Raw genomic sequence first — 15,050 nt, 5'->3', positions numbered from 1 at the left:
AAAGCCGAGCTTCTGCTCGGCTTTTTTATTCTATTTACTCAACTTTATTGAGCAGTCTTAGGCTCTGATATGAGTAGTCACTTGCACCACTTTTTACGGCAAAGCTGTAACTAAAGAGGATCTGACCACCTTCGCTGTGCAGCGGACGTAGCGAACGCATAAAATACACTGCTTCTGGAGTCGCCAGCGTCTCGGTATAACATTCATCATAGTTTGTAGCAGTAGGGCAATAATAGTTTGAGATAAACTGAATTCTGCCTTCTTCATCAAGCTTCCATAGGTCTCGTCCACTGTAGAGCTCATTCAGGTTTGGCTGATAATTAAAGAGCTCGCTATAATTGCCAAAGCCGTCGCTGTGCAACCACATATAATTAGTGGTGTCTTTGCTATCCAAGCTAGTGAATGCATCCTGATGCTGGTATATGCCGATAACATCGCTCAGCGTGTTAGCCGATGCCAGGTTGGTATCCACTTCCATAAAGGGGTAGGCAAGATAACTTTCTGACTCTGCAAAATACCGAGCTGCCCAGGTTCTCTCTCCATTACTAAAGAAGCTGTATTCCGTGGTCGTTGTTCCATCATTTACTGCCAGGATATCCGCGCCCTGAGTCAGGGTGACAGTGCGTTCCTCACTTTGCTTGGTTTTAGGACTGTAAATTTGCGTTTTAGCCTTGCTTGCCGACTCCAATGTCAGGACCGTACCACCAATCAAATACTCTTCTTCACCAATTGTGGTCGCCTCTGTAATAAAGCGTCCCGAGTAACTAGCACCAGTCGCCAGCGCTGGCGCAGAGATCTTATCTACTTTGCTATAAATGAGCACATCTGCTTGCGGCATAAGCGCGTCTTCTAACTCACTGGGATTAAGCAAGCTGACACCTTGAGATTCTGCCTTTAAATCATTGTAGTGCAGTAACTCAATGGCTAAGCCTTGCTCCGTTTGCGCCAGTACTTTAATGCCGTCTATATGATGAGTAAAAAATAATTCCACATAGTTATAATCGATATCATAGAATGACCTCGAAAAATCCTCTGAAAGAGCAGGAATAACCAGCCGATTACCTTCTATTTGGGTATTGATAGTCGTGCTATTGAAGTCTTTCCCTTTTATTCTTGCAAAGAATACAGGCAGGCTGGCTTTATTGGTGCTTGGCGCAAGCTGGCCGACCCCATAATAGCTTGATGGCTCGTCGATGAAGAAATAGCTCGGTTGTAACTCAGGGTGAACCGTTTTATTTAAATTCATAACGGTTTCTGTTTCACCCGTGCTCAGCACCACACGAATCTTATCCTGTTCTTGAGCAACAACTTCGAATTCCAGCGAGTCATATTCTGTGCATGATAGACAGGCATATTTTTTGATATCTGTAGTAAAACCTGTGTCACTCACTTCATAGGAAAAATGATGGATATCACCATTGGCATCGGTCATAACCCCGTTGTTGCTTTCGGTGAATGCTAAAGAATTGCCGTTAGCAGGGTTAGTCCATAAACCTTCGAGTACCCCATCTCCAAGCGCAATGTCTTGCCATTTTTCTGGGTTATCCCCTACGGTTAATGTCAGTTGATAATCGACACTGGCCTTGCCATCGCTTACTTGTAAAGTAACTGCGTGTTCGCCAATATCAAAAAAGCCTGGAGCTAAGGTTAAAGTGAGCTGCGAATTTGCTACCTCTGTGTTTAACCACGCAGGTTTATCTGCTACCGAAACTGAGATGGTGTCGCCATCGGCATCGGCTAGATTTAATACCGCTTGGTATTCTGCGGCGGCTTTTACATCGTAAGTGAGGGGGCCGCTAAGCGTCGGGGAAGTGTTTTTGTTTATCGGAGTCGGGGTCGAATCGTCATTATTGTCCGAGCCCCCACAACCCACGAGCGTGGCAGAGATCAGGGCAGCTAAGGTGAGCTTCTTCATGGATAATTCCCTTATTGTTGTTATTTATTTGTAATAATCATGTAATTATGTCATTTTTTAAGGGACGAATTCTAGTCATTTATTCCGCTTTTCCCCCTTACATAGTGCATAGCCTAGTTATATTTTAACTAGGTATAGGTATAAACCCTCCCTCAAATGCCAATATAGCGCCTTGTGTAATGTTAAGTAATGTTAATAGAGGTGCACTTGGGATATCATGCCCGCATTCTGAACGCCTGCTATCTAGCTTGCAGCATGCTTGATGTGTAGCCTGGCGTAGCAAAGCAATAATAAATTCAATTAATGAGAATAACGCAATGACAACAAAAATAGCGCTGCCTCTGGCCGTGTGCTTTATGCTGAGTGCCTGTGATTCCAGCGATACTCAAACCCAGGAGCCACCCTCCGTTGAGGCCTCTGCGGTAGAAGTCGAGCTGCAAAGCCTGATCGCCACAGACAAGATTGCCCCTTTAGCACCACCGCAAGAGGCCGTCGCCATCGGTAGTCCGTTGGCACAATTAGGCAAGCAGCTATTTTTTACCAAGGCGCTCAGTGGCAATTTAGACACCGCCTGTGCCAGCTGCCATCACCCCAATTTAGGCGGTGGCGATGCCTTAAGCTTGCCGGTGGGCGTGGAAGCGCTGGAGCCCGACCTGCTTGGGCCGGGTCGTCTTCATGATGCCAGCGGTTATCACCATGATGGCGGGCCCACCGTTCCCCGTAACTCCCCCAGCACCTTTAACCTGGCATTCTATCAACGTACCTTGTTCCATGATGGGCGTATCGAAGTGCTAGATGAACAAGGCGAAATGCGCACTCCAGACTCCGCCTTCGGCGAGCGTGATGATAAGGCCGGCGTTTCTCTGGCTCAGGCGCAAGCGCGATTCCCGGTGACCTCAAAAGAGGAGATGCGTGGCTTTGACTTTGTTATTGATGGTAATAACGACGATTTACGTGCCGCTCTGCAAGCGCGTTTTCAGGGCAACACCGACGAACTGGCCATCAACAACTGGCTGGACGCCTTTCGTCAAGGCCTGGAGCAACCCGAAGGCAGCGCAGCTTCATTGCTGACCTTTGATAACATCACCCTGGCCATTGCCGCGTATGAAAACTCCCAGGTGCTAATCGATAACCCCTGGGCCGCGTATCTAAACGGCGAGCAAAATGCCATCAGCGAGCAAGCCAAGCGTGGGGCGCTGCTATTTTACAAAGCAAGCGAGCGGGGCGGCTTTGCTTGTGCCAGTTGCCATCAGGGTGGCTTTTTCACCGACGAGTCTTTCCATGTGCTGGCGGTGCCGCAGATAGGTCGTGGTAAAGGTGATGGCGAGTGGGGAGACGATGACTTTGGCCGTTACCGGGAAACCAAGGCGGCGGATGATAAGTATGCATTTAGAACGCCGACCCTGCTGAATGTCACGCAAACCGGACCCTGGGGACACAGCGGCGCCTTTACCGAGCTCAGCGATATGCTTGTGCATCACCTGCAACCTCATCAAAGCATCAATGATTATGTGCCCGATGACACTCAGCCGGGAATACAAATAGCGCATTGGCGAGACAACACCGAGCTGGCCTTAGCGCAACTGGACAGACTGCAAAGTGAGGGTAAGTCACAGTTGCAGCCACAGAGTTATGAGCCACAGCAAATCGAAGACTTATTGGCATTCTTGGCAACCTTAACCGATCCCTGCACACAAACACCCAGCTGCATGAACAAATGGGTGCCGGGCGAGAATGAACAAGACGCCGATGGTTTGCGCTTAAAGGCCTATGCTGACGACGGCAACTTGCTGTAATAGGGAGCGGCGGCGTTACAGCGAACTACTAATGACGCAGTTGCGCCGCAAGCGTTTGCCCTGATACAAACACAAGTCTGCCTGTTTAAACAAGGCATTAACCTGAGACTTGGTATACTCGGTGCTGGCTACCCCTAAGGTGGCAGTGATCTCGACCATCTCCTGATTAATGCAAATGCTGGCCTGAGCAATTTTCTCGCGGATTTTTTCCGCCACACTCACCCCTTGCTCCTGTGTGGTATTGGGCAGAATAATGGCAAACTCTTCGCCGCCAATGCGGGCCACGATATCGTATTTACGGATCACCGTATTGAGCAGCTGGGCCACGGTTTGCAGTACCAAATCGCCGCCATGATGACCGAAGTTGTCGTTAATTTGTTTAAACAGGTCAAGATCGAGAATGATCAACGCCAATGGCTGCTCTTCGCGCACCGCCTGGTCGAGGCGCAGTTGCAATTGCGCGAAGAAAAAGCGGCGATTATAAAGCCCGGTTAGGGGATCTGTGGTCGACTCTTTACGCAACCTCAGTTCCAGCAGCTTGCGCTCGGTTATATCTATCACCATGCCGGTCCACATAATGCCGCCGTCGCTTTGGCGCTGCGGAATAGCGTGGGCAAACAGCCACTTGTAGCCAACGCTCAGGGTGACTTTAAATTCACATTCGAAGTCTTCCAGCTTGGCCGCCGAGTGGACGATTTCCTCAAGCATATTCTCTCTGTCGCTGTGGGCCACCTTGCTCAACATGCGTGCCGGGTTTTGCAGCGCCTGCTCGGGTGTCACCTCGAAAATACGTTTTACTCCCTCACTGGCATAAAGAAAGTGCCAGGAGCGCGAGGCCGTCAGCACAAATTGATAGATCATACCCGGGATGATCTGTGCCAGGGCATCCATGCGCGTATGCAGGCTCATGTTCTCGGTTTTATCGAACAGTGAGCCAACCAGGGCATCCTCAGCGCCATTATTGCCTTTTGGTGCTTTAATGCGTTGGCTATGTTCGCACAGCCACACATAATGGCCCTGACTATGGCGAAAGCGGTAATCGCATTTACACACGCCTTGCGCTCCCTGGGCAAGCCAGTGATTATACTCCGCCTGCAGCGCTTCTCTGTCTTCCGGATGTATTTGCGCCAGCCACCAATGACTGTTGCGTTGTATGTCGGCGACCTTATAGCCGGTGATGCGCTCTACTTCTACCGACATATAGGTAAAGTAGCCAAGCCGATTGAGTGGGCTTTTAAACACCGCTGCCGGCAGGCTGTCGATAATGGAGTTAAGCTCGTTACGTACTTGCTGCAGCTCGTTAATGGTGTTGATGCGGTTGCTGATATCTATATGGGTGCCGGTGATCCACTCCGGCTGATTATTGGCTGTACGGGTGGCTACCCGGCCGCAATCCCGAACCCAAACCCAGTGGCCATCCTTGTGTTTTAAGCGCACCTCGCACAGGTAAACCTCGTCGTCACCGCAAAAGTGGCGCTCCAGGGCACTGTTGGAACGCTTAATATCATCTGGGTGGGCAAATTCCAGCCAAGTATCTATGGAGATGGGGGAGAGTTCTTCCAGGGTATAGCCGAGAATTTGCGCCCAGCGCTCGTTTAAGATCACTTCCCCGGTTTGATAGTTCCACTCCCAGGTCCCGGCTCGGGTGCTGTTGATAATGTTTTGCAGACGTTCGGCATTACTCAGTTGGTGGTAGCCGGACAGGCGTCTTTGCAGGGAAACCATAATATATGCCAGCTCACCGCTGCACACATGCAAGTCACCTTGATACTCACCGTTCTCGCATTCGGTCTTCACCCAATAATGCTCATCTAAAAGCAGGGCGCTAAAGTTCAGAGTTTCGACACTGGTACGAAACGCAAACTCGTCTATATGCAGGCCCAGGTAGCGCTGCAAATGACGAGGGAAGACAGCATTGCAAAGCCCGCCACAATCGAAAAGCAAGATGATGGTATTTTCATTGTTGCTCAAATTGGTTCCTACAACTGTTTAGCTAAGAGTTATCGAGCCGGATTCTTTAGTGTTAGTTGTTGGTAGTAGAGCTCGCGGTAGTAAGAAAAAAGTATAGTGTAGGGATTGATATCTGCGTAACTTTGTTCAGTTTTCATTAAGGAATTTTTGGCGTGTGTAAATAAATGTAAAGGACACGTTGGTTTATCTGGGGTTCATGGAATTGCCACTAGAGTAAAGATATTACAAAGAGGTCAACAGACCGAAAAAGGAGGTCCTTATGCGACTCACTACATTTGTTATCGGTGCGGCACTATTTTGTTTGGCACCCCTGGATGCAGCTCTGGCGAAACCTGAACACTTCGTACCGCCGGGCCAAGAGAAAAAACTGGTGAATCACGACGACCGTGATCACAAATATCGCCATGAAGGTGACAGAAAGCGGTATGACCGCCACGAGCGGGACAGAAAACGCCATGATAAACATCATAGTAAGCATAAAAGGGACCGCCACTATGACAGTCACCATGATCGCCGCTACTATGGCTATCATAAAAAGCATAAACGTAATCGTCACTACTACTGCGACCATTACAGCCATCGCCGCCATGACCGCTACTGGCGTGTAGGTCACCATATTGATTATGACCTATACCGTCACGGCAGAATACTGCGCCGCGACCGCCACGGCCACGTGATTGTTGATATGCACGGCGACATTTTCCGGGTACTGGAAAACAGCCTGGAGATTGTAGAAATCCTAAGCCGTCGCCATTAATTCATATACGCACCAGAACGCCCCGCAAGGGGCGTTTTTTTGTGCCAAGAAAAGTTTACCGGCCTTTGTTATTGCTATTTGGTGTGTTACTTTTCCTTCATAACTATAAGTAGTAGAAAGGATTCTTCTTGAGCGCTCAGTTTTATAACCAGCATGCTTCGCAATTGGCCGAGCAATACTTAAGCACCGATTTTGAAAAGGTACATGCGGCTTGGTTGCACCTGCTTCAGCCGTTACTGCAAAAGCCACAATGTCGTATGCTGGATATTGGTGCGGGAGCCGGTCGGGATGCCTTATATCTGGCTCAGCACGGACAAGATGTTGAGGTATATGCGGTTGAGCCGGCGCAAATGCTTGCCGAGCTAGGCGCCAGACATACCAAAGACTATGCGGTTCATTGGCTAGAAGATTCCTTGCCGGAATTAGAAAGTGTTACCAGCAAAGAAATCAGTTTTGACCTTATTTTGCTCAGTGCCGTTTGGATGCATATTCCCGAAGGGCAACGTCCGCGAGCGATCCGCAAGCTGGCAAACTTACTGAAACCTGGCGGCCAACTGGTTATCTCCCTGCGCCATGGGCAAGGAGAGGTGGAACGCAAAGAGCGCGGTATGTATCAGGTATGCGCCGATACGTTAAAGCAATTAGCAACGCAAGTTGGCTTGCAGTGTATTTTGTGTACCGAGCTCCAAACTGACGAGCTCAATCGTGCAGATGTACATTGGCAAACAGTGGTACTGCGCTTGCCTGATGATGGGAGTGGCTCTTTTAGTTTAATTCGTCATGTAGCCCTCAATGATGGTAAATCTGCGACTCATAAATTGGCACTGATGCGGGTGCTGTTGCGCATTGCCGATGGTCACCCAGGAGCCGTGATACGCAGGGAGGACAATCGCGTCATTTTGCCCGCGGGTTTGGTCGCCTTGTATTGGTGTCATCAGTATAAGGATTTGATCGATCACTACGATCTGTATCAAACGCCCAACGCCAGTCCAAACATGGGGTTTATGAAAGACGATGGCTGGCATAAATTAAGGCACCTGAACTCAACAGATTTTCGCGTCGGCAACCAATTTGTGGGTGAGGATGCGCGAGCCTTGCATCGAACTCTCTCCCACGCAGTGCAGAATATCCGCAATATGCCCTGCAAATACATTACCTTTCCCAACACCGAACGTTGTGTATTCGAGCTTGCGAGCCAAGTCGTTCGTGCCAAGGACACCCTGTTTTTAGATTTTGAGGGTCTGTGCCAATGGGGCGAATTTTCCCTGCCCGAGCATGTTTGGACAGCTCTGAATCGTTATGCCTGTTGGATTGAACCCGTTTTAGTCAGCGAATGGGCAAAAACCATGGCAAGTTATCGCGGTAATGCGATTCACTTAAACCAGCAGCCATATATCTTTTCTCAGGCATTAAACTGGCTTGACCCTAAGCGCACGACCACAGAAGTGCGCCAGCGAGTGACCGATATGGCTGAAGAGGGTGATGCGATTCATTGTGTCTGGACGCAACGTTCGCTGCAGCAAGGTTTTGATGTTGATCATTGCATGCCTTTTTCACGCTGGCCAAATAACGATTTATGGAATTTATTACCGAGTACACCCAAAGCCAATAATGAAAAGCGCGACCGATTGCCTAGCAATACCCGTTTGCTTCATGCAGGGGAACATATACGCCACTGGTGGCAACAAGCCTGGGAAACGGAAAAAGAAAGCATGCTTTCGCAGCGCTTTTTCGCCGAGGCCAATCTGGCGCTACCTGGCTTAGGAGTGGGCAATCGTTCGATAGACGACTTGTTTGCCGCTTTGGTATTGCAGCGCGGGCGTTTACGTGAATTGCAGCAATTGCAGGAGTGGTAACTTATCGGCTCTATTGCACTTTTTCACACAATAAAATGGCGCCCATCGGGCGCCATTTCACATTAGGACTTTTCGCTTTCCAGCGGGCCTGCGCCTATATCTATCTTTTCTTCCTGAGGAGTGAAGTCGGGGTCGAGTGACAGGTTGGCGAAGGGGTTGGCCTTGGCTTTTTTGTTCTGCTCTTTGTCTTCTTCAACCTCGGTTTCTGGAGCCAGTTCTTGCTCTTGAACAGGCGTTTGTTGTGCCAGGGCTGACTCTAATTCCATTAGGGCGTCGTCCAGTGATTGTGTTTCGGGCTCGTTGAGTTCCAGATTGAGCTCTGGCTCAGGCTCGATTTCGCTTGGCTCGTCAGTAATGGCTTGGGTGTTGATAGGTTGCGCTTCGGCTTGCTCCACTTCGCCTTGCTCGTCTTCAAGCATTGGCGTGGCGAGAGGCTCAACTATCTCAGTCTGAGCTTCAGTAGGTTGGGCCGCATTCGGTTGGGCCTCAATAGATTGGGCCGCATTCGGTTGCTCTAGAGCCTGCTCATTAACGGCTTCTTCGAGATCTTGCTGTGGTTCGGGCGTTTGCTCGATCTCCTCAGCGTGAGTCGGATTTTCCATGCTGGGCTCGTCCTCAGCAGGAAGCTGTGACTCTTCGCTGTTTGGTTCACCTTGGTGGCTACCTTGGTGACTTTGGGGCTCTTGCTCAGCTGGCGTACTGTCAGTCGTTTGCGTGGTGTTTGAGCCGCTTGCCTGGTTTAAATAGGCCTGAAATTCTTCATCTGACATGCTCGACCAATCTTTACTGGTCGGTTGCGATGTGGCTGCACGCATATCTTCTTCCGGCTGTGCGTTTGTCTCGGCCTCTGGGGTAGCCGTGGGCTCGGTTGCAGGTGTCGGGCTCGGCTGCTCAGCATTGGCTTGCGCTTTTTTACGCACAAAGGGGTGGATTTCGGCGCAATGCTGGTGCTCGCTATGGCAGGCCGCTTTGCTGGTAGCCGCAGTACGGCGCAGCGGCGCAACATTCTGCGGCTGTGGCTCGTCGTTGCCATCGGCTTGCGGTGCTTGCTCGGTTGGGGACTCGGTCGAGGACTCGGTCGAGGACTCAGCTGAAGCTTCAGCTGACGGTGTTCCCAACAGGGCATCCGCTTTTTCGTTCAACAGTGTTCTGGTCAGTTCGGGGCTGAGCGCTGCGTGGGCACCATAGGTCTGCAGATGTTTAATCATGTCTTTATGGATGGAGCTTTGCTTTTCGCCATAGTCAGATGTACTAATGCTCAGCACATGGTCAACAAACTCTTTCTCATGAATAACGAAACTCGGCATTGGAGACTTAAATACCGCCTCGTTGTTAAACACGATAAGACAGTGGATCTCTTCCATTGGCAGAGCCAGTAGCTCAGCCAATGGCTGCGCTTGTTCACGCAGTGCGGTAAGAGGGTTAGCAAACTTGTCGTCTTCGCCATGGTGGCGGTTGGTCCAGTCCTGGGCCTTTTCGCCGCCATAAATATCACCGATTGCATCGATATGGGCGACCATAAAGACACCAAAGGGGCTTAGCAAAAGATGCTCTATGTTAGTGCTTTTTCCTTCCTCACCCGTGGCGATGGGCACATTGGTAAACTTGCTGTAGAGCTGCGGATCCAGGGTGGCTTTTTGATTGCCAAGCAACTTCTTCAGCGCCTTTTTAAATTCTGAAGGCTTACCCATGACTTGCGGTTTGCCTTCGGAAGAGAGTTTCGGTTTGGCGACTTTAATTGAGCTCTGGCGTTTTTTACGCACCATGATGAGTGCGGCAATGCCGACTATGAGCACGAGTAAACCAATTAGCGCTGGGAGCATCACGTCCATCAGGCCAGATGTTTCGGTTTGTGCAACTGGCTGTGGTTTCGGGCTTACCTTGGCCGCTGCAAGCTGAGTTTTGGCGGCTTCAGCGGGAGTGCCCTTAGCTGCCAGCTTAGTTTCGAGCGGCGTGTTATCTGCTGGCGTGGTTAACTCACTGGCCTGCGCCGCAACAGCGCTTTTGGTTTCGGTTACTAGGTCGCCAGTGGCTTGTTGTGGCTCAGTCAGGGGATCGCTGGTTTCGAGCTTGGTGTTTTCGCTAGCGATACCTTCGCTCAGCTCGCTTTGCACCTGTGCCGAGGCCAGCGCTAGGTCGGCACCGCTGGTGCTTTTAACCTGCTCTGTAAAAGGCTCTGGTTTTACCAAGGCCGAGCGCTCGGGCGCGGTTGAGGTAACCTGAGTTCTTGTCTGTTGCTGTGCTTGTGCCTTATCAATTTGCTGGCAGTTGTTGCTGTCGTAATCCCGTCGCGCCTTACGGTAACTGGGGTGCGTACGCGCATGATCGAACTGCGCCATTTGCTGTTTTAATAGAATACACATAGCGCGGTTATATTCTCGCGCCTCGGTCTCGCTAGCTTGCAACAGGGCTAGGGTGAAAAGTAGTAGAAAAGCTAATCTCATTTCCGAAACATAAGTAAAATTTCTGTTATCTATCCCTAGTCTAACAGCTAATCCATAAATTATGCCATACCCTTATAGAGTCATTTTAAAATTCAATAGGTTAATTGCCTGTTCTGTGAGATATTAGTGCTTTAGAGAGTAAGGTAATGGTGCTTATTTTGTGCGATTACATTGACTAATAACAAATTATTAGCATGACTTTTTGTTACTCTCGCTTAATGAATAAGTATTAGTGGTGAATGGTTAATGCGTCTTCCGCGATTGTTTATACTCGATCTGCGCCAAGTAATTTTAGGTTTTACTCTGCTCTTGGTGCTTATTACCCTGGCTAACCAGTTTGTGATTAGCGACCGGGTTTATACCCAACAGGCCATGACGCAAAGCCTTGAGGCAAACCGTGCCTATGCCGGTAAACTGGCCGATATTACCAGCCAGTTTATTCAATCATTGCAAATGCAACTGTCTTATAGCGCCAAGTCGCTGAGCGGTGATCTGGATAACGCCGCCCGCCGTGAGCAAGAAGCACAGCGTTTACTATCACAAACCCAGTCTTTTAATTCGGTGGTGATTGTCGACCGCCGCGGCGAGGTGATCAGCGCCGCCCCTGAGCAATTGGGTGCCGTGGGTATTATTTTGCACGCCTCTGCCACCAAGCAGTCATTAATGGTGCCACAAGCCATGATGCCGCAGCCCTATGTATCGCCCTTGGGTAACCTGGTGGTCAGCCCCTCGCATCCGATCATGTCAGACACAGAGCCCCAGCGTTATCTGGGCTATATTTCCGGCAATATTTATTTGCATGGCAATAATATCTTGTCGCGCCTGCTGGGCACCCATTTTCATGGTGCGGAAGCGCGTATTATGGTGCTCAGTGAGAATGGCGCCGTGGTTTACGACAGTCAGAGCCGGCAGATTGGTATGACAGTGGGTGAAATGCACCCGTTGTGGGACGCGTTTATGCAAGCGCAAGCCGGGCAAAGCGGTGCCATGGTCAGCACGCAGGGCAGCGCCCAGTTAATAGGTTATGCACCGGTTAAGGACATGCGCTGGGTGGTGTTGGTTTCGAGTGCACAGCAGCATGTGGTCAACAGTGTTGGCAATACCATAGGCAACCTGATGGAAAAAGGTGCACCGGTGACCTTAATCACGCTTTTGGCCATTTGGTTGCTTGCCGGCACCATCAGTGCGCCATTGCAAATTCTGGCCCAACGGGTGCGCGATAACGACAAAACCTTTAACGATATTCCCGCCTGGTATGCCGAGGCGAAAACCCTGAAGCGGGCCATTGCAGCCTATAGCCATGAACAGTTGCAACGTATCAGTGCCCTTAATCTGGCGAGTAATACCGATCCCCTGACCGGCATAGGCAATCGTCGCTACCTGCAAACCTGTCTGGACTCGATGCGAGAGCAGGGACAAACGTTTGCCGTACTGGCCCTGGATATCGACCATTTTAAGTGTATCAATGATCGCTTTGGTCATGATGTTGGTGATCAGGTGATCAAAACCCTGGCCCGATTGCTTAAGCTGGGATGTCGCGAGTATGACTATGTGTGTCGCAGTGGTGGTGAGGAGTTTATGCTGTTGTTGCCTGGGCTTGATATTGACAGGGCACAAGAACTGGCCGATCGCTTGCGCCAGCAGGTTGCCGAGCATAGTTTTAAGCCAGTGACGCAGGTTACAGTGTCTGTGGGTGTGAGTCTGTGGCAGGGCGGTGTAGAACTAAAGGCGGCATTAAAAGCCGCTGACAATGCGCTGTACAAGGCAAAAAACAATGGCCGTAATCGCACCGAAGTTGCAGAGCTTTAGGACAAGCTCCTGCGTTATCTCTGATCACCTAATTAACAGAATTTGGTATGATTGCTCTTTGTATTTGTAAGTGGTACAAATAAAAGGCTGACTTTTTGTCACAGTGATAAAGCTGTCATCTTGAAGTCATTGTTTTATATCGCTTTCATATATCGCAATACACTCAGGTTCAGCGGCGATATTGTGCTAAGCTACAAGAAAATAATACAAAAAGATTAACACTATTTCATGACCCAGTCCTTCAACGCACTGTACCAAACAAGCAGCAGTGAGCAAGCTTATGAGCTGGCCTTGTCAATGATTGACCAAGTGTTTGCCGCTAAATACTGTTTTATTGGTCGCCTAAGTGACGATGGCTTACAGGTGCGCACCTTGGCCTTTCACTCTCAAGGTCAGGTGCTGGACAACATAGAATATGAGCTTGAATCGACTCCCTGTGCTGATGCTATCTGCAGCGTCGATGTCTGTATTTATCAGGATCAAGTCGCGGCCTTATTTCCTCACGATGCCATGCTCAATGAGCTGGGTATTAAGGCCTACTTAGGCATGACAATGCGCGATGTGTCCCGTCGGCCCATAGGTATTCTGGTGGCCATGTTTGAGCAACCGCAAAACTTCAGCGCGCAAAGCCTGCAGTGGTTTCAAGACCTGGCCTTTATTGTAGCCGCGCAAGCCCGTCACGAGATAGACATAGAAAGAAAAAATGCCATGCTGGCGGAGCTGTCGCTGCGAAATATAGTATTTGAGCAAAGCAAAGAAGCCATTATGATCACCGACGCTGAGAATAAAATCCTGCGCGTGAATCCGGCCTTTGAATTCTACACGGGTTATCATGAAAGCGAATTGTTAGGGCGCTCTCCCGGGCTCTTGGCCTCAGGTCGTCATGATCAGCAGTTTTACGCCAATATGTGGCAGCAGTTGCACACCCATGGGCACTGGCGTGGTGAGGTTTATAATCGCCGCAAAACCGGTGAGGTGTATCCGGAGGAATTATCGATCACAGTCAACCGCGATGAGCAGGGCGAGATCTCTCATTATATCGGTCTGTTTCGCGATATCAGCGATTGGAAAGAAAGTGAGCGACAATTGCGCTTTTATGCCTCTCAGGAGCCGCTCACCGGGTTACACAACAGGCGCAGCTTTTTAGAGCGGGTAGAGCAGCATATTAGCCTGCATCATGATCAAAACACCCCCAGCTCTTTGTTGTTTTTAAATCTCGACCGTTTTAAAGATATTAACGACCTCTATGGCCCGGAGGTTGGAGATAAGGTGTTGGTGGCGGTGGCCTTACGACTGCAGCACTGCGTTGTCAGCTCGGATGTGCTTAGCCGTTATGGTGGCGATGAATTTACCCTGCTGCTGGCCAACAGCACAAAGCAGCAGGCCTATGCCTGTGCGCAGCGTATTCTAACCCATGTCTGTCAGCCCGTTCGCCTGGGCGAGCTGAATATCGAGCTCAGCTGTAGCCTGGGTATCGCCCATATCGACGAGCAGCTAGATAGCGCTACTGTGTTTGTACGCAATGCCAATCATGCCATGCTCAGCGCTAAACGAACTCAGTCGCAAAGCATTGCCATCTACAGCGACGAAATTGAAGGTCGGTATCTACGTAAAATTCAATTGCGCGATAAACTCGCTAAGGCCCTCAAAGCCAATGAATTGACCGTCGCCTATCAGCCCATTGTCAATTTTCGCAGTGGTAAAATCATCAAGTTTGAGGCCCTGGCCCGTTGGCATGATGCCGAGCTTGGCACCATCGATCCCGAAGAATTTATTGTCATTGCTGAGGAGTTTGGGCTGATTTCCCAGCTCGGGCAATTTGTGCTGCAGCGGGCCTTGGCAGACTTATCCACCCTGCACAAACGCGGTTATCCTCATATCTGTCTGTCGGTCAATCGTTCGGTATCAGAATTCAATCAGTTATTGCAGCCGGTCGAAGTCATTTTAGCGGCGCTGCACGAACATCAGATCGCCACCCATCAGCTCACCATAGAGGTGACCGAGTCTGTGGCCATAGGCGTGCAACAGGTGCAGGATCAACTCAATATTTTGCGCGAGCAGGGCGTTAAGGTAGCCCTGGACGATTTCTGTACCGGCTATTCTTCACTTAGTCATCTTATTGATTTACGTGCTGATTACCTGAAAATTGATAAATCTTTTACTCATAAACTGCTGAGTGAACATAAGCATCAGGTGGTGATCGCCAGCCTGATCAACATAGCCTCAGAGCTGGATATGGAAGTGATCGCGGAGGGCGTCGACTGCGCTGATCAGCACCAACAGCTGCATGATTATGGCTGCCATTTCAGCCAGGGCTATTATTATTCCAAGCCGGTCAGCCTACCCCAGGCACTGGCCTTGCTAGAGCAAGCCGACTCTTTTGTCGACACCTTGTAGGTCGGAATTTGCCACCAGGGATGCAAATTAATATGGGGAAATAGTAAGTTTTCAGTGTGATATTTTATCGCCACGATAAAATATTCTTGTTTTACCCATGTTGAC

At 49.8% G+C, this 15,050-nt stretch carries 8 protein-coding genes; 5 read left to right on the top strand and 3 right to left on the bottom strand.

From position 1 onward, the window contains the following. Positions 1-34: 34 nt before the first annotated feature. Positions 35-1,915 carry a hypothetical protein gene (locus tag C2M35_RS00410; protein ID WP_105264372.1) on the bottom strand — a complete coding sequence of 627 codons (1,881 nt, stop codon included), beginning with the start codon at positions 1,913-1,915 and terminating at the stop codon, positions 35-37. 317 nt (positions 1,916-2,232) lie between these two features. On the opposite strand from C2M35_RS00410, the gene C2M35_RS00405 reads away from it, so the two are divergent. Continuing rightward, positions 2,233-3,711 (top strand): cytochrome-c peroxidase, encoded by a 1,479-nt coding sequence (locus tag C2M35_RS00405; RefSeq protein ID WP_105264371.1) that lies wholly within the window; start codon positions 2,233-2,235, stop codon positions 3,709-3,711. Between the two features lie 15 nt (positions 3,712-3,726). Here C2M35_RS00405 and C2M35_RS00400 read toward each other — a convergent pair whose 3' ends face one another. Continuing rightward, positions 3,727-5,682 (bottom strand): GGDEF domain-containing protein, encoded by a 1,956-nt coding sequence (locus C2M35_RS00400; protein WP_105264370.1) that lies wholly within the window; start codon positions 5,680-5,682, stop codon positions 3,727-3,729. Positions 5,683-5,941: 259 nt separating this feature from the next. On the opposite strand from C2M35_RS00400, the gene C2M35_RS00395 reads away from it, so the two are divergent. Both C2M35_RS00395 and C2M35_RS00390 read left to right on the top strand, forming a co-directional pair. Further along, a complete protein-coding gene (locus C2M35_RS00395) occupies positions 5,942-6,439 on the top strand; it encodes a hypothetical protein (RefSeq protein ID WP_105264369.1) in 498 nt (165 codons plus the stop codon). Positions 6,440-6,567: 128 nt separating this feature from the next. After that, positions 6,568-8,295 (top strand): class I SAM-dependent methyltransferase, encoded by a 1,728-nt coding sequence (locus C2M35_RS00390; protein ID WP_105258829.1) that lies wholly within the window; start codon positions 6,568-6,570, stop codon positions 8,293-8,295. A 62-nt stretch (positions 8,296-8,357) separates the two neighbouring features. On the opposite strand, the gene C2M35_RS00385 is transcribed toward C2M35_RS00390, so the two are convergent. After that, positions 8,358-10,739 (bottom strand): nuclease-related domain-containing protein, encoded by a 2,382-nt coding sequence (locus tag C2M35_RS00385; protein ID WP_105264368.1) that lies wholly within the window; start codon positions 10,737-10,739, stop codon positions 8,358-8,360. Positions 10,740-10,985: 246 nt separating this feature from the next. Between C2M35_RS00385 and C2M35_RS00380 the strand changes: the two genes are divergently transcribed. Further along, positions 10,986-12,548: a sensor domain-containing diguanylate cyclase gene (locus tag C2M35_RS00380; RefSeq protein ID WP_105264367.1), complete on the top strand. Its 1,563-nt coding sequence runs from the start codon at positions 10,986-10,988 to the stop codon at positions 12,546-12,548. Between the two features lie 228 nt (positions 12,549-12,776). Beyond that, a complete protein-coding gene (locus C2M35_RS00375; protein WP_105264366.1) occupies positions 12,777-14,945 on the top strand; it encodes a bifunctional diguanylate cyclase/phosphodiesterase in 2,169 nt (722 codons plus the stop codon). The last annotated feature ends 105 nt before the right edge of the window (positions 14,946-15,050 follow it).

The sequence above is a fragment of the Pseudoalteromonas sp. T1lg76 genome (assembly GCF_002964725.1).
Classification (GTDB): domain Bacteria; phylum Pseudomonadota; class Gammaproteobacteria; order Enterobacterales; family Alteromonadaceae; genus Pseudoalteromonas.
This window is presented reverse-complemented; position numbering and strand designations above follow the sequence as displayed.

Coding starts and splice junctions, on each gene's coding strand:
- C2M35_RS00410 (WP_105264372.1), bottom strand. CDS start 1,915: ATGAAGAAGCTCACCTTAGCTGCCCTGATCTCTGCCACGCTCGTGGGT.
- C2M35_RS00375 (WP_105264366.1), top strand. CDS start 12,777: ATGACCCAGTCCTTCAACGCACTGTACCAAACAAGCAGCAGTGAGCAA.
- C2M35_RS00385 (WP_105264368.1), bottom strand. CDS start 10,739: ATGAGATTAGCTTTTCTACTACTTTTCACCCTAGCCCTGTTGCAAGCT.
- C2M35_RS00380 (WP_105264367.1), top strand. CDS start 10,986: ATGCGTCTTCCGCGATTGTTTATACTCGATCTGCGCCAAGTAATTTTA.
- C2M35_RS00395 (WP_105264369.1), top strand. CDS start 5,942: ATGCGACTCACTACATTTGTTATCGGTGCGGCACTATTTTGTTTGGCA.
- C2M35_RS00405 (WP_105264371.1), top strand. CDS start 2,233: ATGACAACAAAAATAGCGCTGCCTCTGGCCGTGTGCTTTATGCTGAGT.